This is a genomic window from Rugosimonospora acidiphila (assembly GCF_039543385.1).
In the GTDB taxonomy this organism is placed as follows: domain Bacteria; phylum Actinomycetota; class Actinomycetes; order Mycobacteriales; family Micromonosporaceae; genus Rugosimonospora; species Rugosimonospora acidiphila.
This window is the reverse complement of the sequence record NZ_BAABJQ010000020.1, coordinates 1-22,043: the sequence shown is the minus strand read 5'-3', so window position 1 is coordinate 22,043 and position 22,043 is coordinate 1. Positions and strand designations below refer to the sequence as shown.

The 22,043-nt window shown below is 71.5% G+C and carries 15 protein-coding genes; 7 read left to right on the top strand and 8 right to left on the bottom strand.

All coding sequences use genetic code 11. The features are described from left to right. Positions 1-258: 258 nt before the first annotated feature. Positions 259-1,287 carry a LacI family DNA-binding transcriptional regulator gene (locus ABEA87_RS28170; RefSeq protein ID WP_345634639.1) on the top strand — a complete coding sequence of 343 codons (1,029 nt, stop codon included), beginning with the start codon at positions 259-261 and terminating at the stop codon, positions 1,285-1,287. Between the two features lie 40 nt (positions 1,288-1,327). Here the strand turns inward: ABEA87_RS28170 and ABEA87_RS28165 are convergent, their stop codons facing one another. The 4 genes from ABEA87_RS28165 to ABEA87_RS28150 form a co-directional block, all read right to left on the bottom strand. Beyond that, the gene (locus ABEA87_RS28165) at positions 1,328-2,227 is read right to left on the bottom strand and encodes a carbohydrate ABC transporter permease (RefSeq protein ID WP_345634637.1); all 900 of its coding nucleotides are present in this window, start codon (positions 2,225-2,227) and stop codon (positions 1,328-1,330) included. Beyond that, positions 2,224-3,132, bottom strand: a complete 909-nt coding sequence (locus tag ABEA87_RS28160; protein WP_345634635.1) for a carbohydrate ABC transporter permease — start codon at positions 3,130-3,132, stop codon at positions 2,224-2,226. The genes ABEA87_RS28165 and ABEA87_RS28160 overlap by 4 nt, the downstream gene beginning before the upstream one ends. A gap of 77 nt (positions 3,133-3,209) precedes the next feature. Continuing rightward, positions 3,210-4,484 carry an ABC transporter substrate-binding protein gene (locus ABEA87_RS28155; RefSeq protein WP_345634633.1) on the bottom strand — a complete coding sequence of 425 codons (1,275 nt, stop codon included), beginning with the start codon at positions 4,482-4,484 and terminating at the stop codon, positions 3,210-3,212. Beyond that, positions 4,481-5,449, bottom strand: a complete 969-nt coding sequence (locus ABEA87_RS28150) for an N-acetylmuramic acid 6-phosphate etherase (RefSeq protein WP_345634630.1) — start codon at positions 5,447-5,449, stop codon at positions 4,481-4,483. Before ABEA87_RS28150 ends, ABEA87_RS28155 begins: the two co-directional genes overlap by 4 nt. Before the next feature lie 513 nt (positions 5,450-5,962). Between ABEA87_RS28150 and ABEA87_RS28145 the strand changes: the two genes are divergently transcribed. The 3 genes from ABEA87_RS28145 to ABEA87_RS28135 all read left to right on the top strand — a co-directional run bounded on the left by ABEA87_RS28145 (position 5,963) and on the right by ABEA87_RS28135 (position 10,145). After that, complete coding sequence (locus ABEA87_RS28145; RefSeq protein WP_345634628.1) at positions 5,963-7,321, top strand: exo-beta-N-acetylmuramidase NamZ family protein; 1,359 nt, start codon at positions 5,963-5,965, stop codon at positions 7,319-7,321. A gap of 18 nt (positions 7,322-7,339) precedes the next feature. Further along, complete coding sequence (locus ABEA87_RS28140) at positions 7,340-9,094, top strand: serine hydrolase (protein WP_345634626.1); 1,755 nt, start codon at positions 7,340-7,342, stop codon at positions 9,092-9,094. A gap of 97 nt (positions 9,095-9,191) precedes the next feature. Then, positions 9,192-10,145, top strand: a complete 954-nt coding sequence (locus ABEA87_RS28135; protein ID WP_345634624.1) for a MurR/RpiR family transcriptional regulator — start codon at positions 9,192-9,194, stop codon at positions 10,143-10,145. Between the two features lie 51 nt (positions 10,146-10,196). On the opposite strand, the gene ABEA87_RS28130 is transcribed toward ABEA87_RS28135, so the two are convergent. Continuing rightward, positions 10,197-11,180: an N-acetylglucosamine kinase gene (locus tag ABEA87_RS28130; protein WP_345634622.1), complete on the bottom strand. Its 984-nt coding sequence runs from the start codon at positions 11,178-11,180 to the stop codon at positions 10,197-10,199. A gap of 278 nt (positions 11,181-11,458) precedes the next feature. Between ABEA87_RS28130 and ABEA87_RS28125 the strand changes: the two genes are divergently transcribed. Both ABEA87_RS28125 and ABEA87_RS28120 read left to right on the top strand, forming a co-directional pair. Beyond that, the gene (locus tag ABEA87_RS28125) at positions 11,459-13,483 is read left to right on the top strand and encodes a hypothetical protein (RefSeq protein ID WP_345634621.1); all 2,025 of its coding nucleotides are present in this window, start codon (positions 11,459-11,461) and stop codon (positions 13,481-13,483) included. Positions 13,484-14,382: 899 nt separating this feature from the next. After that, positions 14,383-15,459 carry an alpha/beta hydrolase gene (locus ABEA87_RS28120; RefSeq protein WP_345634620.1) on the top strand — a complete coding sequence of 359 codons (1,077 nt, stop codon included), beginning with the start codon at positions 14,383-14,385 and terminating at the stop codon, positions 15,457-15,459. 71 nt (positions 15,460-15,530) lie between these two features. Here the strand turns inward: ABEA87_RS28120 and ABEA87_RS28115 are convergent, their stop codons facing one another. The 3 genes from ABEA87_RS28115 to ABEA87_RS28105 form a co-directional block, all read right to left on the bottom strand. Beyond that, positions 15,531-17,015, bottom strand: coding sequence for an endo-1,4-beta-xylanase (locus ABEA87_RS28115; protein ID WP_345634618.1), 1,485 nt, complete (start codon positions 17,013-17,015; stop codon positions 15,531-15,533). A gap of 378 nt (positions 17,016-17,393) precedes the next feature. Further along, complete coding sequence (locus ABEA87_RS28110) at positions 17,394-18,479, bottom strand: hypothetical protein (protein ID WP_345634616.1); 1,086 nt, start codon at positions 18,477-18,479, stop codon at positions 17,394-17,396. 48 nt (positions 18,480-18,527) lie between these two features. After that, complete coding sequence (locus tag ABEA87_RS28105) at positions 18,528-18,971, bottom strand: hypothetical protein (RefSeq protein WP_345634613.1); 444 nt, start codon at positions 18,969-18,971, stop codon at positions 18,528-18,530. 598 nt (positions 18,972-19,569) lie between these two features. On the opposite strand from ABEA87_RS28105, the gene ABEA87_RS28100 reads away from it, so the two are divergent. Further along, on the top strand, positions 19,570-21,993 hold the full coding sequence (locus ABEA87_RS28100) for a glycoside hydrolase family 48 protein (RefSeq protein ID WP_425570968.1): 2,424 nt from the start codon (positions 19,570-19,572) through the stop codon (positions 21,991-21,993). Positions 21,994-22,043: the final 50 nt, after the last annotated feature.

Below are 22,043 nucleotides of genomic sequence, written 5' to 3'. Positions count from 1 at the left end.
TCAAGAAGCCAGCCTGAGCGCCTGGTTTGCCGATCGAGAGGATCCGAAAATTTTCGGATGGTCCGGCACCTCGCCGCTGGTCGGTGCCGGCGGTCCGGCCGGGCGTGCGCGATTCGACTTGCTGACTTGCCCGGAGCAAGGAAATCCGCCGCGAGGGACTGGGAGCATCCGCCGGGCCGACGACCACCGCCCGAGGTCTTGCCGGGCCGGCGCCCAAATTGCAGACTGGGAGACTCAGCCGACCGACGGGAGTGCTTGGTGGGGATCGACGACCCCGAAAACATTTCGGAGTCCGCTCGCCGAACGACCCTGGCGGCCGTCGCCGCGGCCGCAGGCGTCAGCATGCCCACCGTCTCCAAGGTGGTCAACGGGCGCCTCGACGTGTCCGCCGCGACCCGGGCGCGGGTCGAGGAAGCCATCCGCGACCTGCGGTACGTGCCGGTCTCCGGCCGCGGCCGCGGCGAGGAGCGGTTCGTGGAAATCGTCTTCGACGACCTGCTCAACCCGTACGCGGCCGAGATCGTCAACGGCGCCGCCGACGCGGGTGCCACCGGGGGAGTGACGGTGATACCTAAGCGGCACACCGGGGACACCCCGCGCGAGTGGGCCAGGCGGGTCAGCGCGTCCGGGCGCGACGGCATCATCATCGTGACCTCGGTGCTCACCTCGGAACAGATCGCGCGATTCCACGAGGCGGGCCTGCCGATGGTCGTCATCGACACCATCAACCTGCCCAGCACGAAGTTCACCAGCATCGGCTCGACGAATTTCACCGGTGGCGTCGCCGCGACCGAGCACCTGCTCGGGCTCGGGCACCGGCGGATCGGGCACATCAGCGGGCTGCCCACGCTGGCCTGCTCGGTGGCGCGACTGCACGGGTACCGGGCGGCGCTGGAGCGGGCGGCCATCCCGACCGGGCCGGTGGCAACCGGTTCGTTCAGCTACGACACCGGGGTGCGGGAGGCGCTGCCGTGGCTCGACGGGCCCGACCGCCCCACCGCCATCTTCGCCGGCTCCGATCAGATCGCCTTCGGCGTGCTGGAGGCCGCGCGGCTCACCGGCCTGCGGGTGCCGCAGGACCTCAGCGTGGTCGGGTTCGACGACACGTACGCGGCGGCGTCGACCGCACCGCCGCTGACCACCGTGCACCAGCCGCTGCGGGAGATGGGTGAGCTGGCCGTGCAGACCCTGCTGCGGCTGCGGGCCGGCGAGGCCATCGCCTCCCACCACGTCGAGCTGGCGACCCGCCTGGAGATCCGGGCCTCGACGGCCCCGCCGCCCCCCTGACTTCCGCCCGCCCGTTGCTGAAGACCGCCGGCCGAGCGGCTTACCGGCCCATTCCCGCGGTCAGTCCGGCGACGAGCTGCTTGGTGGCCACCACGAACAGGATCACCAGGGGGAGGGTGGCGATGACCAGCCCGGCGAACAGTGCCGACCAGTTGGTCTGGAACTCGCCGAAGAACTGGGTGAGCCCGACCGGCAGCGTGTATTTACCGGTGGTGCGCAGCAGGACCAGGGGGAAGAAGAAGTCGTTCCACAGCGGTACGAAGCGGAACACCACCACCGTGGCGATGGCCGGCCGCACCAGCGGCACCATGACGCGCGCGAAGATGTGAAACTCGCCCGCGCCGTCGATGCGCGCGGCCTCCTCCAGTTCCCGGGGCAGCCCGCGGAAGAACGCCGACATGATGAACACCGAGAAGGGCACTCCGCTGGCCGCGTACACCAGCACGAGCCCCAGCCGGGAGTCGATCATGCCGAAGCTGCCGAGCAGGTAGAAGATGGGCAGGATGCCCAGCCGGATCGGGAGCATCAGCCCGGACAGGAAGTACGCGATGAGCATGCCGCTGCCGCGGAACTGGTAGCGACCGAGCACATAGGACGCCGGCAGCGACACGCACACGTCCAGCGCCACGGCGGCGATGGTGACCAGCGCCGAGTTGCGCACGTAGGTCGCGAACGACGCCTGGGTCCACGCCGTCGCGTAGCTGGAGAAGTTCAGCGATTTCGGTAGGCCCAGCGGATCCGACAGCACCAGCGCGTTCGGCCGCAACGAGTCGATCACCATCACGACCATCGGCGCCAGCGCCACGGCCGCGTACCCCCACAGCAGCAGGATGCCCAGCGCGAGCACCAGCCGCTCGCGCGGCGTGCGGCGCCTGGCGCGGCGGCGCGTCACGGCGGGCCGGGCACCGGTGCGAATCGCCTGCTCGTTCAGCACGGTCACGTCAGTGTCGCCTCCCGACGGCGGACCACGCGGTTGGCGAGCACGGCGATGCCGAAGATGAACAGGAACAGCAGCACCGCCAGCGCCGAGGACTGCCCTATCGCGTCCACGCCGCCCTCCTGAAAGGCGACCCGGTAGAAGATGAGGCCGAGCACGTCGGTGGCGCCGCCCGGCCCGGTGGGTTGGTTGCCCTGCGCGCCCTCCAGCGCGTACACCAGCTCGAAGGTGTTGAAGGAGCCGATGAACGTGAGGATCGACACCACGCCGATCGACGGGAGCAGCAGCGGCAGGGTGACCCGGAAGAACCGCTGCGCGGCGTTCGCCCCGTCCACCCGGGCGGCCTCCGCGTACTCCGGCGGCAAACCGGCCAGCGCGGCGCCGAACAGCAGCACCGGAAACCCAACGTACTGCCACGCGTTGACCAGGATCACCACCGGCAGGGCGAGAGCCGGGTCGCCGAGCCAGGGCCTGGCGAACGAGCCCAGCCCGACGGCCTCCAGGGTCGCGTTGACCGGTCCGAAACTGGGGCTCAGTAGCAGGCTCCACAGGTATCCGACGACCAGCCCGCCGACCAGGTACGGCAGCGTGTAGACGGTCTGCAGGAACCGCCTGGCCCAACGCAGCTCGGTCAGCAGGACCGCGACCAGCAGGCCGAAGGTGTTCTGCACGACCATGGTGCCGACGAAGAACACGGCGGTGTGCCAGAACGCGGGCCAGAGCTGGTGGTTGAGCGGGAACGTGGTGAACAGTCCGGTGAAGTTGGCCATCCCGGCGAAGCCGCCGCGCGCCGTGCCCTGCCAGCGCCAGAAGCTGTCGGCGAGCGCGGACACCAGCGGGTACACGACGAACACGGTGTACAGCAGGAACGCCGGCAGCAGGAACCAGCCGGCCTTGCGCCACTTCATTCGTGGCACCGGGCTCGTGCCGGTCGCGGCGTTGCGTCGGCCACGACCGGCCCGAGCCCTGGGTGCCGCGTGCCTGGCTACGGCGTGAACCATTGCGAGATGCCGTTCTGGATGTCACCGGCCACCTGGCTGGCGGACTGCTGGCCGAGCAGCATCTTCTGCAGACCGGCCGCCTCCAGGTCGCTGCCCAGCGGAGTGCCGTAGCGGAAATCGACCAGCATCAGGTACGGCGTCGGCGCGGCCGTGTAGTCCTGCACCATCTGCCCCAACAGCGGGTCGGCCGACTGCACGCCCTTGATCAGCGACACCTGCTTCAGGTCGTCGGCGACCAGGTGCCCGAAGTCGGCGGTGGTCATCCACTGCAGCAGTTCCAGCGCCTCTTTCTGGTGCTTGGACTTCGCGGACAGGCCGTACGAGGCGTCCACCCAGCCGACCTCCAGCGGGTTGCTCACCAGCGCCCCGGGCGCCGGCGGTGCGTTGAACACCCCGAGGTTCAGGTTCGGGTTGATGGCCTTCATCGGCGCGAGCGCGAACGATCCCTCGGGGATCATCGCCGCCTTGCCGGTGGCGAACAGCGTCTGCACGTCGGTCTCGGCGAGACCCATCTGGTCCTTCGGGAAGTACGGCTTGAGCTGGTTCATCACATCGAGCGCGGCGACATAGTCGGGGTCGGTGAACTTCGCCTTTCCGCCGAGCACCTTCCCCTCGAAGGCCGGGCCGCCGTACCGGGTCGCGGCGAAGGCGTCGTCGTACAGCGGGAGCAGCCAGGTGTCCTTACCGGCCGCGGCGAACGGGGTGATGCCCTTGCCCTGCAAGGTTTTCGCGTCGGCGATCATCTGGTCCCAGGTGGTCGGCGGCGTCACGCCGTACTTCGAGAAGATGTCCTTGTTGTAGTAGATCTGGAACGTCGACATCTCCAGCGGGACGCCGTACACCTTGTGGTCCTGCTTGCCCCGCGCGCCATCCAGCGCCGTGGGGTCGAAGTTGGCCAACCCGGTCACCTTGCCGTCTAGCGCGACCAGGTTGCCCGCCTGGATCAGCGGCTGCGCCAACCCGTACGAACGCAACTGCATCACGTCCGGGCCGCCCGCCTGGGTCAGTCCGGTGGAGAGAATCGTGTTGTACTCCGTCGACTTGTACGGCTTGAAGTCGACGGTGATGTTCGGGTGCGCCGCGTGGAACTCGGCGAAGATCTGCTTGTAGGTGGCCGCGTCCTCGGGACGCCAGGACCACACCGACAAGGTGACCTTGCCTCCGTCGTCGCCGCCCGACGAGCCCGTCGCCGTGCAGGCGCTCATGCCCGCCAGGACCGTCGCCAAGCCGAGAATCGCGAATCCCTTGCGCGTTCTCATGTCTGTGCCCTCTCAGCTGAAGAGACCGTGACCTCAATTTCGGTGCCCGCCGCCTGGGCGACGGTGAGCGCCCGCCGGACCCCGCCCGACGAGGCGGCCAGTGCCTGCCGCGCGGTGCCGGCCGGCACCCCGGCGAGCAGCGACACCAGCGCGACCCGGCAGTCGCCGCCGGCCTGCCTGGCGGCGAGCGCACAGGTCTGCGGGTCGAGGCCGGTGGCCTCGACCAGGATCCGCACCACCCGCCCGCGCAGCTTGGCGTTGCGTGCGGCGACGGCGACCATCAGGTTGGAGTAGGTGCGCTCCATGCGCACCATCAACGCCGTGGAGAACGCGTTGAGGAGAAGCTTCTGAGCGGTGCCCGCCTTCATCCGGGTCGAACCGGCGATGACCTCGGGGCCGGTGGACACTCCGACGTGCACGTCGACCTCGGTGCCGAGCGCCGCGCCCGGGTTGGCCGAGATCAGTACGGTGCCGGCACCGCGCGCCCGGGCGGCGCGCAGGGCGCCGGTGACGTAGGGGGTGCGGCCGCTCGCGGTCAGGCCGATCGCGACGTCGCCGGGGCCCAGCCCGGCGGCCTCGGCGGCCCCACCTGCCTCGTCGTCCTCGACGTCCTCGATTGGCTGCTTCATGGCCTGGGCCCCGCCCGCGTGGTGCGCCACCACCCAGGATGGCTCGAGGTCGTAGGTGGGGATCAGCTCGGCCGCGTCCAGCACCGCCATCCGCCCCGACGTGCCGGCGCCGAAGTAGTGGACGCGATGCCCGCCGCGTAACGCGGCGACGCCGAGTTCGACCGCCGCCGCCAGAGCCGGCAGGGCGTCGCGCACCGCGCGGGGCACCCGGGCGTCCTCATCGTTGATCATGTGCAGGATGTCGATGGTGGTGCGCAGATCGATGTCGAGCGTATGGGGATTGCGTTCCTCGGTCGGGGCGACCACCCAGGCCGCGTGGTCGGCGGAGGCGCTCACGGGCGGGTATCCCGCGACGCGAGGCCGGTCATTGATCGATGCGACACGATAGAAACTTTCCACCATGTGTCGGAGTGCGTCAATGCTTTTCGGGAGCCCCGGCGCTCCGGCGCCCGGCGATACGCGCGATCATTGCGCAGGTCACGGCCTCGATTTCCGGATCTCCGAGGCCGCCAGCGCACGGTCGGGAGCGAGCCGCCGGCGCCACCCGAGGTGGTGGCGGCAGACTGTTGACGGCCTGTACGCGAGGTCGGTAACCTTCAAACTTGTCAATGTCATCGTCAATCAGCATCACGGCGGCGGGATCCACCCACCGGGCCGCCACGGGGGGCCCGGCGGTTGTCGAGCCGGGGATGGCGACCACCGCACATCCGCCGACGGTGTCGCCGCGTCTACCGGCACGATCCCCATCGCCCTGATGGATACCGCTGACGTCGACAACGTGCCCGTGCCCGCACCATCGCCCGACGCGGCGGCACGGGCCCCGTTGCGGGAACGAAAGGAAAGCGGCGCATGTCCGTTGACCGTCGTGCGTTCCTCACCGGCGCGGCCGCCGCCGCCGGGACCATTGTCGCGGCGGGCGCCGCCGCGCCCCCGTCGGCCGCCGCGCCACCGGGCGCCGGCTCATCGAGCGGGGCGCCGACCGCATCGGCCACGGCGCCCAAGGGCGCGGCGCCCAAGGACGCGGCGTCGAAGGGTGCCGGCCACGGCGGCCGGGTGCGCACCGGGCTGGACGCGCTGCTCGACTCCGGCTACCGGACCCTGCGGGGCCAACGGGTAGGCGTGATCACCAACCCCACCGGAATCCTGCCCGACCTGCGCCACGAGGTCGACGTCATGCACGCCGACGGCCGGATCGACCTGGTCGCCGTGTTCGGCCCGGAGCACGGCTTCCGGGGCACCGCGCAGGCGGGCGGGTCGCAGGGGTTCTACGACGACCCGCGCACCGGGCTGCCCGTCTACGACACGTACAACAAGAGCGGTCAGGAACTGGCCGACGTGCTGACCGCCGCCGGGGTCGACACCGTCGTGTTCGACATCCAGGACGTGGGGGCGCGCTTCTACACCTACATCTGGACGCTCTACGACTCGATGGCCGCGGCGGCCATGGCGGGCAAGCGGTTCGTCGTGCTGGACCGCCCCAACGCCATCTCCGGACGCGCGGCACTCGGCCCGGTGCTGCACCCCGAGTACGCCACCTTCGTGGGGCGCCGGCCGATCTGTCAGGCGCACGGCATGACCGTCGGGGAGTTGGCCCGGCTGTACAACGGTGAGTGGATCGCCGACGAGGCCGGCCGGGCGGTCGACCTGACCGTCGTCGAGCTCGACGGCTGGTCCCGCGACATGTACTTCGAGGACACCGGCCTGCCCTGGGTGCCGCCGTCGCCGAACATGCCCACCGTGGACACGGCCGTGGTCTACCCCGGTACGTGCATGTTCGAGGGCACCCTGGCGTCGGAGGGGCGGGGCAGCACCCGCCCGTTCGAGGAGATAGCCACGCCGGCCGGGGACGGGCGCTGGCGCGACGCGCTGACCGCCCTGCGCCTGCCCGGCGCGCGGTTCCGGGAAAACTACTTCAGCCCCACCTTCTCCAAGTGGGTTGGTCAGACCATTGGCGGCGTAGAGCTTTACGTCACCGACCGGTACGCGTTCGACCCGATCCGCACCGGCATCGCCATGCTCGTGACGCTGCGGGCGCTGTACCCGGACGACTTCGGGTGGCGCCCGGACAACTGGATCGACAACCTCACCGGCTCCGACCGGGTACGCGCCGGCATCGACGCCGGCCTGGACACCGACGCCGTCGTGGCCGGCTGGCAGGGCGAGCTCGCCACCTTCCGCGCGCTGCGCGACAGGTACCTCATCTACTAAAGACAGCGGAGGCCACCGATGAAGCCTCGATCCGCGCTGCGCGCCGTGGCAGCGCTCGTCACCGCCGCCGGCCTGACCATAGCGCCGTCGGCGGCCGGCGCCGCGGCCCCGGCCGGTGGGCCGCCCACGGTCACCGGCGCCGACCTGCGGTTCACCCATTCCTCGCAGACGTTGCGCATCGGCACGGCCCGGCAGGCCGGCCTCGTTCCCCAGTACGTCGACCAGATCGGCGACGACATCGCCAGCTACCTGCAGCCGTCGCCGACGTACCCGGAGTATGCCGGCGCCGTGGCGCTGGCCGCGCACGACGGCGTCGTCGTCGCCCGGGACGCCGTGGGCTACGCCCTGCGCTACGCCGACGACACCCCCACCGAGCTGCCGCCCGACCAGTGGATCCCGACCCGGACGGACACCATGTTCGACCTGGCGTCGATGACCAAGCTGTTCACCTCCATCGCCGCGGTGCAGCTCATCCAGGCGGGCCGGATCGGCCTGAACACCCCCGTCGCGCACTACCTTCCGCCGTTCGCGGCGAACGGCAAGGCCGGCATCACTATCCGCGAGCTGCTCACCCACACGTCGGGGCTGCCCGCAGACCCGGACCCGTCGCTGTGCGACTACGCGACCAACGACGAGCGGTGGGCGGCGGTCTACGCGGTGCAGCCGTTCGCGGCGCCCGGCACGGCGTACCTCTACAGCGACATGAACATGATGACGCTCGGCAAGGTGATCGAGGCGGTCACCGGCCAGACCCTCGATCAGGTGATCGCGGCGCGCATCACCCGGCCGCTGGGCCTGACCGACACCATGTTCAACCCGCCGGCGTCGTTGAAGCCGCGCATCGCCGCCGAGGAGTACCAGCCCTGGACCGACCGCGGCATCGTGTGGGGCACCGTGCACGACGAGAACGCGTACTGCGTGGGTGGCGTGTCCGGGCACGCCGGGCTGTTCTCCACCGTGCGGGACCTGTCCGTGCTGTCGCAGACGCTGCTGAACGGCGGCCGGTACGGGCACGTGCGGATCCTGTCCGAGGACTCGGTGCGGACCCTGTTCACCGACCTCAACCAGGCGTTCCCGGGCAACGGGCACGGCCTGGGCTTCGAGCTGGATCAACGGTTCTACATGGACGCGCTCAGCTCGCCGGTGACCGCCGGGCACACCGGCTACACCGGCACCTCCATCGTCATCGACCCGCTGTCCGACTCGTTCGTCATCCTGCTGACCAACCGGGTGCATCCGAGCCGGAACTGGGGGAGCAACAATCCGTCCCGGCGAGCCGTCGCGCGTGACCTCGCGCTCGCGCTGCCGGTACGCCCGGCGAGCGGTCGCACCGACTGGTTCTCGGGTACGACCGACGCGTCGACGGCCACCCTGACCGTTCCCGTCGCCGTACCCGCCGCCGGGGCCCGACTGTCCTTCGACCTCTGGTACGACACCGAGGAGACCGATGTCGGCGTGCTGGAGGCGTCGTCGGACGGCGGCGCGTCCTGGCAACCGGTCCCGCTGTCGCTGCGGGTCGGCTCCGACTCCTGGCAGACCGGCGGCTCGTTCTCCGGCTTCGAGGGGCGGCAGTGGCTGCGGGCGACGGCCGGACTGCCCGGCGGCACCACCGAGCTGCGCTGGCGCTACACCACCGACCCCCTGTACGAGGGCCGGGGCGTGTACGTGGACGCGGTGCGGGTGACCGGTCCGCACGGCGTGCTGTTCGACGACGCCCGACCGGCCGACGCGGCCCGGTTCCAACCGGCCGGATGGACGGAAAGCACCAGCTGACCTGCCACCCTCGACTGGTCTGGCTCGGCGCGTCTGGCGCCGCGCGTCGACCCAGACCAGTCGCCCCACTGCCCGCCCCCTCGACTACGTTGGTGTTATGGCTTCCAGCCGCAAGTCGTCCCCGACCCGGGCGTCGGTCGCACCCGCCGCCGACGCCCGTCGGGCACCGGAGTTCGGCACCGTCGTGCGCATCCGCGCGCTGCTGCCGGCCCTCCAGCCGTCGATGCGGCAGGTGGCCGAGCACGTGCTGGCGGACACCGTTACCGCGGCCACCCTGACGGTCACCGAGCTGGCCGCCGCCTCCGGCGTCTCGGAGGCCACGGTCATCCGGTTCTGCAAGGCGATCGGCTTCGCCGGGTACCCGCAGCTGCGGCTTGCGCTGGCCACCGAGGCCGGGCGGGCGCAGGGGGCCGGGCGCGACGAGCGGGTCATGGGCAGCGACATCGGGCCCGGGGACGACCTCGGCCGGGTGGTCGAGAAGATCGCGTTCGCGGACGCCCGCGCGGTCGAGGAGACCGGGGCGCAGCTGGACGTCGTGGTGCTCGAACGGGTGGTCGAGGCGCTGGTACGCGCGCGCCGGGTGGACCTCTACGGGGTGGGCGCCAGCGCGTTCGTCGCTCTGGACTTCCAGCAGAAGCTGCACCGCATCGGCCGGGTGGCGTTCGCCTGGCCGGACACGCACGCGGCGCTGACCAGCGCGGCCCTGCTCGGACCGGACGACGTGGCCATCGGCATCTCGCACACGGGCGCCACGACGGACACCATCGAGACGCTGAAGCAGGCGCGCTCGGGCGGCGCCACCACCGTGGCGCTGACCAACTTCCCGCGCTCGCCGATCGCGCTGGCCGCCGAGCACGTGCTCACCACCGCCGCCCGGGAGACGACGTTCCGGTCGGGCGCGATGGCCAGCCGCCTGGCGCAACTCACCGTCGTGGACTGCATGTTCGTGGGTGTCGCGCAGCGCACGTACGCCGATACCCTGGCCGCCCTCAAGGCCACCCGGGGTGCCGTCGGCAGCCGGCGCGCGCCCGCGCCTCGCGGCCGGCATTGACGGACCCGGAACAAACTGGCCAGCGCCCCGCCGCTGGCCAGCGCCCCGCGGCTACGCCCCGGTCAGCCGGGCGTGGATCGCGGCGAGCCGCTCCTCTGACCACTGTGGACGGGCGGCCCGCACCGCGAGCCATACCGCCCCGGCGATCCCGTCCGCCGGGGTCAGCACCTCGCCGGCGAACCGCTCGGCGATCAGCCGCCGCACGCGCCGCCCCACCGGCGAGTGCGGCGAGCGCACCACACCGCCGTTGAGCACCAGCGGCCCCCGCTCGCCCGGCTCCCGCACCTCGCCGATCGTGCGGACCAGGTGGGCGGCGGCCCGGTCGCAGATGCTCGTGGCCACCTCGTCACCGGCCGCCTCGGCCTCGGCGACCAGGACGGCCAGGCCGGCCAGTGCGACGGGCGGCCGGGCCGCGACCGCGCGGATGACCGCGTACCGGCGCCGGTACGCCGGGCGGTCGAGGGGCCGGTCGAGCAGCCGCCCCGGTACCGTGCCGGTCAGCGAGGTCTCCGGGCCGGTGCCGTCGATCGCGGCGAGGACCGCGCGCACCGCCTCGCGGCCGAGCCAGAATCCGGACCCGTGGTCGCCGAGCAGCCAGCCGAACCCGTCGGCGGTGGCCTGGACGCGCCGGTCGCGCACGCGCGCCGCCTTGGCCCCGGTGCCGGCCAGCAGGAGGGTCCCCGAGGGCCGCGGCGTCGCCGAGCAGTACGCGACCTCGGCGTCGCTCAGGAAGTCCGGCCGCACGGCGAGGCCCGAGCCGCCGACCGCCTCGTCGAACAGCCGGGCCGCCCCTGGGTCGTCCAGAGCCCCCGCGCCCGCCACCCCGAGCACGGCGGCGCGCACCCGTCGCGGGTCGAACCCGTCCAGGGCGCGCTTGACCGCGATGCCCAGTTCGGCGGCGGCCCGGTCGGCTCCGTGGCTGGTCGGGTTGCCGCCTCCCGCGCTCGCCGTGGCCAGCAGCGCTCCGTCGGCATCGGCGAGCGCGACCCGGGTGGACGTGCCGCCGAGGTCGGCGCCGATCACCAGGTCAGCCACGGCGGCGGGCGGGGACGCGGTGCGGGCGCGGGCGGGGAGTGCCGGGGTTGCGATCTCTCATATCAGCAAATATGCCACGCCGGGTGGGGTCGGGTGCAGTGCCCGATTCCGCTGCCCGGGCGGGCGGCGGCACCCGCCACGAACCCGGGCCACACCGTCCGATGTGGACGGTGTGCGATCGGCTCGGTACCCGCGGCTATTGCCCGGGCTCCGGGAAGTCTTGTATGAAGTAGAGATCGTTTCGTCGCGATGCTTTCACGCCTACCCCCGGAGGTAACGTGCCTCGCCTCAACGCGCGATGGGCGGTGTTCGGCACGACAGTGCTGCTCGGCCTCGCGCTGACCGGGACTGCCAGCTTCGGCGCCGTCCCCACCGCCCCGAAAGACGCCTGCGACCCGGTCGCGCCCGCCGGCTGCATGTTGCCGTTCCCCGACAACTACTACACGGTGCCGGACCGGCAGAGCGCGACCGGCCTGCGGGTGCACTTCGACGCCGCGGCGATGCCCGCCAACGTGCTTGGCCAGCACATCGACCCGACCGAGTGGAACCGGCAGGACGGGTTCAGCCCGGGCGAGCCGATCCTGGTCCAGGTACCCGGGCTCGACGTGGCCCGGTCGCACATCGCACCGGTGACCGACGTGGGCTCGTCGCTCGACGCCGACGCGCCGATCGTGCTCATCAACACGCGGACCGGGAAGCGCACGCCGTACTGGGCCGAGCTCGACGCGCACGCCGCCGCCCAGCCGGACCGGCAGCTGCTCATCATCCGCCCCGCGGTGGCCATGGATGAGGGCGCCACCTACGTCGTCGGGCTGCGCGACCTGAGGGACAGCGCGGGTCGCACCCTGCGGGCGCCGGCCAGCTTCAGCTCCGCCCTGGACGCCCAGGGCCGAAAGCGGACCACCCGCGACGCGCAGGTCCAGCACCTCGCCGGGGTGCTCGCGGCACACGGGGTACACACCCGCGACCTCTACCTGGCCTGGGACTTCACCATCGCCAGCGAGCAGAACCTGACCGGGCGCGTGCTCGCCATGCGCGACACGGCGTTCGGCTCGCTGGGCAGGGCCGCGCCGAAGTTCACCGTCACCTCGGTCACCGACTACCCGGCCGACCAGGACCCCCGCATCGCCCGGCAGGTCGTCGGTACGGTCACGGTGCCCTCGTTCCTCACCGGCTCGGGGGGCCCGGGTTCCCGGCTGCACTACGGCCCCGCCTCCGGTAACGGCCTGCCGGCCACCCCGGACGCGCTGCCCACCCCGTCCGGAACCAACCTGCAGGCCGACTTCGTCTGCAACATCCCGCGCTCCGCCGACGCGGCCCACCCCGCGCACCTGTCCCTGTACGGGCACGGACTGCTCGGCTCGCCGACCGAGGTCAACGCGGGCAACGTCAAGGACATGTCCGAGGGCCACGACTTCATGTTCTGCGCGACCAGCTGGATCGGCCTGGCCGCCGACGACGTGAACTTCGTGAGCGGGGTGTGGACCGACGTGTCCCAGTTCCCGGCCGTACCCGACCGGCTCCAGCAGAGCTTCCTCAACTTCCTGTTCCTCGGCCGGGACATGGACACCGCGTCCGGGTTCGCCAGCAACCCGGCCTTCCAGGACGCGAAGGGGCACTCGCTGCTCGATGTGCGAGGTGGCCTGCACTACGACGGCAACAGCCAGGGTGGCATCAACGGCGGCGCGCTGACCGCCATCGCCCAGGACTACACCCGGGCGGTGCTGGGCGTGCCGGGCATGAACTACTCGACGCTGCTGCAGCGCAGCGTGGACTTCGCGCCGTTCCAGCAGATCCTCGACGTGTCCTACCCCGACCCCATCAACCAGCAGCTACTCTTCGGCCTGGTGCAGATGCTCTGGGACCGGGGCGAGGCCGACGGGTACGCGCAGCACATCACCAGCGACCCGCTGCCGCACACGCCCAACCACACCGTGCTCATGCACGTGGCCTTCGCCGACCACCAGGTGTCCAACGCGGCGGCCGAGGTCGAGGCGCGGACCATCGGCGCCCGCCTCTACCAGCCGGCACTCGCGCCCGGCTGGACCGACGAGAAGCAGCCGTACTGGGGCATCCCGCCGTTGCCGAACCACCCGTACCAGGGCTCGGCCATGGTGGTCTGGAACAGCGGGGCCGCGTTCAACCCGCCGCCGACCAACCTCGCCCCCGACCAGCCGCAGTACGGCGCCGACCCGCACGAGTTCCCCCGGGCGCAGCCGCAGGCCCAGCAGCAGAAGGCCACGTTCCTGCTGACCGGCCTGGTGGTGAACGTCTGCGGCGGGAAGCCCTGCCCGTCCAGCTGACCGATGCCGAGCCGGGCCCGGGGCGGTATGCCCCGGGCCCGGCGCGTGGCCGCTCATGCCGGCCGGGGTCGAGGAGCACTGCGGTGCCGTTCGCGCCACCCCCGTACCGGCCGAAATTTCTGCCCGGGCCTCGGCCGCCCGTCCCCCGCGCCGTCACCGCACCCGCCGTCAACGGCAGCTCCGGCGCCCGGACGTTCCGAAGGCGCCAGCGGGCCGGCCGGCCCGCCCGCGCGGAACAGTGTGCGCGTCGGTACGAACCGGCCCGGATGGGTCGCGTCCGCCCGTCGGTGACGCCGCCGGCCGTCCCATGGTGCCTCGTGCGCTCGGCGGTGCCCGCGGCCGGGTGGGCGGCGCGCGCCGGCCGTGCGCGCGAGGGCATCGTCCGTTCCGCTCCAGTTCCGAGCGGGTGAGCCGATACCGGTAACCCGGTACCGGTGGGGGTCGATGCGTCGCCCGCCCTGTGAATCATGCGTATCAATGTTCTCGGGGACGGACAGGCCGGCTGGCGTCGGTCGATCCCGCCCGACCCGCGCGTACGCCGGCGACCGCGCTACTCGCCGCCGTTCCGCCGCACCGTACCGGTGCGGCCATGCGTCGGCGGATCTCTGTCCGGCTGACCCGTAACCACCGAATGCTTGGCCGGCCGTGACGTCGTTCGGCCGGGCGTGCCCGTGTGGATCGTTCGTGGTCGGCGGCTCGACCGCCCCGCCGGGATACGCGCTCGAACGCTTTTCGGTTTTACTCCGCCGGCCCGCCGGCGCGGCCGTCCGGCCGCCCGTTCGCGATCAATCGGCACCGCACTGTGCCCCCACGGGCCAGGCGGATCCGGTCCGCCACCTCGTTGTCGGCTCTGGTGGAGCGCCCGCTTCGCCCTACGCCACAAGGGATCGGAGATACCGATGCGTCGTTCCCACGGTGTCGCGCTGCGCCGCCGACGCTTCCTGCTACCGGTTGCGGCGGCCGCCGCGCTGCTACTGTCCCCGCTCGCGTACGCGGCCCCGGCCGAGGCCGACCCGGCCCCGGCGACCTGCACGGACGTCAGCGTGCCGGTGACTCTCGACCTGCTGTTGTCCGCGCACGTGCACGCCCAGCTGTGCGTTCCCACCGGCCCGCATCACACGGCGATCCAGGTGCTGATTCCCGGCGCCACCTACAACAGCTACTACTGGGACTTCCCGTACCAGCCCGCCACCTACTCCTACGTGCGCGCGGCGAACGAGGCGGGCTACCCGACGCTGAACATCGACCGGGTGGGGACGGGGCAGAGCACCAAGGAGCCGTCCCTCGTGCTGACCGCCGTGGCGCAGGCCGCGGTGGTGCACCAAGTGATCCAGAAGCTGCGTGCCGGCGGCGTCGGCGGTACCGCGTTCTCGAAGGTGATCCTGGTGGGACACTCGCTCGGCAGCGGCGTCACGGAGGTGGAGGCGTCGACGTACCACGATGTCGACGGCGTGGTCCTTACCGGGGCGACCCACCACGTGTCAGTCACCGATCTGACTCAGGCGGTGCTCACGGCGGCGTATCCGGCCGCGCTGGACCCGAAGTTCGGGCTCTCGTACGACGTCGGCTACATCACCACCATCCCGGGTAAGCGCGCGTCGGTGTTCTACAACGCGTCGGACACCGACCCCGCGGTGGTCGCCGTCGACGAGGCGAACAAGGACGTGGTGAGCCTGACCGAGATGGCCGGCGCGGTGCTGCAACTCACCGGGCCGGCGACCCTGGGCATCAAGGTACCCGTGCTGCTGGTGCAGGGCGGGCAGGACTTCCTGTTCTGCTCCGGCCTGATAATCCACAGCGACTGCTCCAGCTCGACGGCCCTGTACCAGCAGGAGTCCGGCTACTTCAGCCCCGCCGCACAGCTGCACGTGTACGTGCTTCCGGGCGCGGGCCACGACCTCAACCTCGAACGCAACGCCGCGGACTACCGGCAGACCGTGATGAGCTGGGCCAACCAGTTCGTACCGGACCACTAGGTTTCGCGGCTCGACCCGAGATGGGCGCCCCGGGGAAGCCGGGGCGCCCATGGCGGTGGAGCCGGGTGGGTCTACTGGCAGGTGAGGCTGCCCGGGACGCCGTTGCTGCCGTTCCACGTGCCGGTGAAACCGAACGTGGTGTTGGCACCGGCGCCCAGCGTGCCGTTGTAACTCATGTTGCGCACCGTCACGGCCGAGCCGCTCTGGCTCAGTGTGCCGTTCCACAGCTGGGTGATGGTCTGACCGTTGGCGAAGGTCCAACCGACCTGCCACGAGCTGCGGGCGGCGTTCCCGTTGGTGACGGTCACGGTCACCTGGAAGCCGCCGGGCCACTGGTTGACGATCGAGTAGGCGGCGGTGCAGCCGCCGGTCGGTGGGTTGGTCGTGGGCGGCTCGCTGGTCGGCGGCCGCGAGGTCGGCGGTTGGGACGACGGCGGCGCGCTGGTCGGGGGCCGGCTGGTCGGCGGCGAACTGCTCGGTGGCGGCGGGACGCTGGTGCCGCCGAGGGCGTTGAGCACCGTGGTGTACAGCGGCTTCTGCTGCTCGTTGCTGTTCCACAGCAGGGGCGCGCCCTGGCCGGAGAAGGTGCTCGGCACCCAGGAGTAGTTGTCCGAGACGCCCCAGACCGTCCAGCCCACGCACCGGCTGATCGCCTTGCAGGCGTTGATGACGTTGGTGTAGTAGGTGGACTGCGTGCTGTCCTGGGACGAGGTCTCCGGCAGCGTCATGCGCACGTCCAGCTCGGTGACGGCGACGTCCAGCCCCAGGTTCGCGAACCGGGCCATGTTCTGCTGCATGTTGGTCGGGAAGCCGTACTGCACCGCGAGGTGGGTCTCGAAGCCGATGCCGTTCAGCGGAGCACCCTGCTGCAGCAGTTGCTGGGCCAGGCTGTACATGGCGTCGGCCTTGGCGCCGGCGCCCTCGATGTTGTAGTCGTTGACGTACAGCTTGGCGTTGGGGTCGGCGGCGTGGGCGGTGCGCAGTGCGTCGGCGATGTACTGCACGCCGCCGCCGAACGCGTTGTAGAACACGTCCGTCCGGTACGACCCGTCGTCGTTGAACGGCTCGTTGACCACGTCCCAGGCGTAGATCTTGCCCTTGTAGTGGGTCACCTCGTTGGTGATGTGGTTTTCCATGGCGGTCTTCGCGGCCGTGCCGGACAGGCCGGTCACCCAGCCCGGTATCTGCTGGTGCCAGACCAGGTTGTGGCCGCGCACGCGCTCGCTATGCGCCTGCGCGAAGGCGACGACCTGGTCGCCGGGGCCGTAGTTGAAGTTGCCCGCAGATGGCTCCGTGGTGTCCCACTTCATCTCGTTCTCGGGCGTGACCATGTCGAACTGGCTGCCGGCGATGCCGCTGTACGTGGAGTCGCCGGCGTGCGCGGTGGCGTACGCGACGCCGAAGTACCGCCCCTGGGCCTCGGCCGCGGCGGCCAGCCCGGTGGCGGCCGACGCCGCGTTGCTACTCAGTAGCGTGATGCCGATGCCGGCGATGGCCACCAGCGGCGCCGTGATGCCGCACAGCAGCCGGACCCGGCGGGTCGATCGGGACGTCATGAGACCTCTTCCTTCTTACCGGTTCGACGCAGGCATCACGGCCGGACGCACCCGGCCGCGGTTGCCCGCCACGGCCGTGGCCGATCCGCCGGCCTGCCCTCTGGCCTAGCCACGACGCCCGGCGGTTGCCGCCGGGCGCACACACGAACCTGCGAAGGTCTCTTGGCTCCCGTCTTCCGATACCTTTCGGAAGATGAAGGAAGGCTAACTGAGCGGGTTCGCGCCAGTCAACGACTCATCTCCGGTGCACTCGGGCAGCCCGGGGGAGAGATTTGGAGAGTTGCGGCTTCGAAAACTTTCGGCGATCGACGATCGGCGGGCGGGCGCCGGGATCGCGCACGGGGCATTCGCCCGGCACCCGGCGGACCCGCCCGGTCATCAGGACGGCTCGCCCGCCGCCTCCCGCGCCTCGGCACCGGCGGCCTGAGCCTCGATGGTCTGGGCCGGATCGGGCCCGTTCCGGAACCTGTCCAGGGCCGCCGCGCGCCGGTCGAACGGGAGGCGGACCAGCCTCGATGCCAGCGTCCACATCTCGCGCTCGTCCGCGATGCCGTCCGGCAGGCGCAGGCCCATCGCCTCGGACAGCGGCCCGCGCCCGACGTTGACCATCGCGCGTACCGCGGCGGCCCAGTCGTCGGTGGCCACCACGGCGATCCGGTACCAGACGTGCGCCAGCACCACGAGCAGCGGCACGGCGAGGATGCGTGCCGGGGAGCGGGGCAGCACGCCGGCGGCCAGCAGGCCGATGGCGCTCGCGGCCACGATGAGGTGGCCGAACAGCAGGCAGACGAAAAAGTCGACGCCCGTGCGAGACCGGTCGATCTGCTTCGCGGTCTGCTCCGGGGCCACCGCCGACAGTTCGTACCAGAGGACCTGCGAGTCGAGCCGGTACCGGTCGTAGCCGTACTCCTCCAGCCGGCGGATGCCGTTGCCCAGCCGGGTGGCGACCACCTGGTCGTCGTCGACGGGGAAGCGCTGCAGCCGCTCCCGCAGCAGCGCCCGCTGGGTGGCGCTGAGGCCGGCGTCCCGGGCCGCGTACCGGCCGACGACCGGGTGCGCGCGCAGCGCGGCCAGCGCCGAGCGGCCCGCCTCGTCCAGGCCGCCCTCGCGCTCCGCGTCCGCCAGCCGGCACATCGCCAGCCGGTCGGTCAGCAGGTGCTTGTGGTGCAGCATCCGCCGCCGGGCGCGGCCGAACAGCCACCGCGGCCAGCCGAGGTAGCCCTCCAGCAGCCGGTACAGCGGGGTCTGCAGGGCGGCCAGGATCAGTCCGCCGAGCACCGCCACGCCGAGCGCCACCGCGCCGCGGCCGGCGTTGTCGCCGTCGGCGAGGTCGCCGATGGACGGCACGCCGGCCACGCCGGAGCAGATGAGCACGGCCAGCGCCAGGTTCACGGCGCTGGGCAGCACCCACCCGACGATGAGCGACCACCCGCCATCCAGGGCACCCTTGACGATCTCATTCACTCGTCGACCACATCCCGCATCCTCCGCGATCCGCCGGCGCCACGCCGGCTACGAGCGGGGCCGCGGGCGGCGCAGCGCCGCCATCAGCCTGCGCCACCAGCCCGCGCGGTACTCGGTGAGCGGCCCGGTCGCCGCGTCGCGCGGGCTCCCGCCGCCAGAGCCGGCCGCGAACGGCGCGGCGGCATAGCGACGGTCGCGGTCGCCGAACGCCGTGTCGCCGAACGCGGTATCGCCGGACGCCGTGTCGCCGGATGCCCAGTCGTCCTGGCCGAACTGGGGGCCGGGCGGCGGCCCGCCGGATCCGGGCACTGGCGCGCCGGTGCCGGGCTGGCCGGCGATGTCGGGGGCCGCGCCGCCGGATGCCCAGTTGCCGGGTGCCCGATCGTTGGGTGCCCGGTCGTCGGGTGCCCAGTCGTCCTGGCCGAGGTAGGGCCCGGGTGGCCGCACATCCGGATTCCGCTCGTACTCGAGGCCCCAGTCGTCGTCACGCACATCGGGTCCTGGCGGGCGGACCCCGACCCCGTCGGGCGGATTCCACGCGTGGTGGATCCCCGGTTCGTCTGGGTCGCTGACGGCCACGTCGCTCCTCGGCGGTGCGCGGGTGGTGCGGGCAGGGGGGCGGATCCTCGCCCGCCGATGGTAGGAGATGCGCGCGGGCAGGGAAAGTCGGCTGCTCGCGGGCCTGGGCCAGCGGCGGCCGGGCGATCGGTGCGCGGGACACCTTGACTTTTGCGGCCGAGCCGATCAGCCTATTTGGGAGCGCTTCCATCGATGATCTGACATGGTCATCGAAGGGGTCGCGTGATGAACAGGCACTGCTTTTTGCTGGTACTCGGCGCAGGGGAGCCCGCCGGAGTGCCAGTGGTGGAACTCGCCGGGCACGGTACCGGTGCCGACCGGCGACATGGGCGAGAACGAGTCCGGGCATGGCCGCGCCGACCCGCGCGCTAGGGGCCGACCGGGCATCGACGCCGCCCGTACCGCCAACTGACCTAGACCACCCGAATACTGCTCCGCCCGCCCGTACCGGCCGGCCGGCCGCGACCGGGCACCGCCACCCCTATTAGGAGGGCTCGCAATGTCGTCCCGCATGTCCCGCAGAAAGTTCGTCACCGTCGTCGGTGGCGCGGTCGCCGGGGTCGCCGTCGGCACCACCATGGTCAAGGCCGCGACCGGCGCCGTCGCGCCGGCGGCCGTGGACCCGTACGCGCAGCAGTTCCTGGACCAGTACAACAAGATTAAGAACTCGGCCAACGGATACTTCAGCCCGGCCGGCGTGCCTTACCACTCGGTGGAGACGCTGATGGTGGAGGCGCCCGACCACGGGCACGAGAGCACCTCCGAGGCGTTCAGCTACTGGATGTGGCTGGAGGCCGTGTACGGCCGGGTCACCGGGGACTGGACGCCGTTCAACAACGCGTGGACGGCGGCCGAGAAGTACATCATCCCCACCCACACCGACCAGCCGAGCAACGACTCGTACAACGCGAGCGCGCCGGCCACCTACGCACCCGAGTGGCCCGACCCCAGCAGCTACCCGAGCCGGCTGGACAGCTCGGTCTCGGTCGGCCAGGACCCGATCGCCGGCGAGCTGCGCTCCGCGTACGGCAACTCCGACATCTACGGCATGCACTGGCTGCTGGACGTGGACAACGTCTACGGGTACGGCAACACCGCCGGGACCGGTGGGGAGAACGGCCCGAGCGCGGCCGGCCCCTGCTTCATCAACAGCTACCAGCGCGGCTCGCAGGAGTCGGTGTGGGAGACCATCCCGCAGCCGTGCACCGACCTGTTCAAGTACGGCGGCACGAACGGGTACCTCGACCTGTTCACCGGTGACCAGAGCTACTCGCAGCAGTGGAAGTACACCAACGCGCCGGACGCCGACGCGCGGGCCATCCAAGCGGCGTACTGGGCGTACCGGTGGGCGTCGGCGCAGGGCAACGCGAGCGCCGTGTCCGCCTCGGTCGCCAAGGCCGCGAAGATGGGCGACTACCTGCGCTACTCCATGTTCGACAAGTACTTCAAGCAGATCGGCAACTGCACCAGCCCGTCCAGCTGCCCGGCCGGCAGCGGCCGTTCCTCGCAGCACTACCTGCTCGGCTGGTACTACGCCTGGGGCGGCGCGGAGCCGGGCGGCGGCTGGGCCTGGCGCATCGGCGACGGCGCGACGCACCACGGGTACCAGAACCCGGTGGCGGCGTGGGCGCTGTCCACGGTCGCCGCCATGGCGCCGAAGGCGTCCACCGGCAAGTCGGACTGGGCCACCAGCCTGAACCGGCAGATCGAGTTCCTGCACTGGCTCCAGTCGACCGAGGGCGCGATCGCCGGCGGCGCCACCAACAGCTGGAACGGCCAGTACGCCACCCCGCCCGCCAACAGCCCCACCTTCTACGGCATGTTCTACGACTGGGAGCCGGTGTACCACGACCCGCCGAGCAACAACTGGTTCGGCATGCAGGTCTGGGGCATGGAGCGCTGGGCCGAGTACTACTACCTGAGCAAGGACGCCAAGGTCAAGCCCATCCTCGACAAGTGGGTCACCTGGGCCTCCGCCCAGGTGACCGTCGGCACCGGCGGCAGCTTCTCCATCCCGTCCAACCTGAGCTGGACCGGCCAGCCGGACACCTGGAACGCGTCCAGCCCCGGCAGCAACGCCAGCCTGCACGTCAGCGTCGTGGACCGGGGCCAGGACGTGGGCGTGGCCGCCGGCCTGGTCAAGGCGCTGCTGTACTACGCCGCCGCCAGCGGCAACACCGCCGCCCAGACGCTGGGCAAGAACCTGCTCGACGCCCTGGCGACGCACACCGACAACAAGGGCATCGCCATCGCCGAGACCCGCACCGACTACAACCGCTTCGACGACACCGTCTACGTGCCGTCCGGCTGGACCGGCAAGATGCCCAACGGCGACCCGATCGCCTCCGGCGCCACCTTCCTGTCGATCCGCTCCTTCTACCGCAACGACCCGGACTTCGCCAAGGTGCAGACCTACCTCAACGGCGGGGCCGTGCCGTCCTTCACGTACCACCGGTTCTGGGCGCAGGCCGACATCGCCATCGCCCTGGCCACCTACTCGGAGCTGTTCGGCGGCGGCGGGACCGTGAGCCCGAGCGCCTCCATGTCGGCCACCGCCCGCCCGTCGTCGAGCCCGTCGAGCCCCACCTCGCCGAGCCCGAGTCCGAGCCCCAGCCCCACCGGCGGCCAGTCCGGCGCGGTGAGCGCCAGCTACCACGTCGACAGCGACTGGGGCAGCGGATTCACCGCGACGGTCACGGTCCGCAACAACGGGACGTCCACCATCCACGCCTGGCGGGTCGCCTGGACCTTCGGCGGCAACCAGGCGATCACCAACTCCTGGAACGCCACGGTCTCCACCTCCGGCAGGTCGGTCACCGCGGTCAACGCCGGCTACAACGGCACGATCGCGCCCGGTGGCACCACCACCTTCGGGTTCCAGGGCACCTACAGCGGAACCAACGCCGTACCCACGCTGTCCGCGTCGGGCAGCTGAGCCAGCTTCCTCACCCCACCGCCGGCCGCGCCCCGATCCGATGTTCGCAT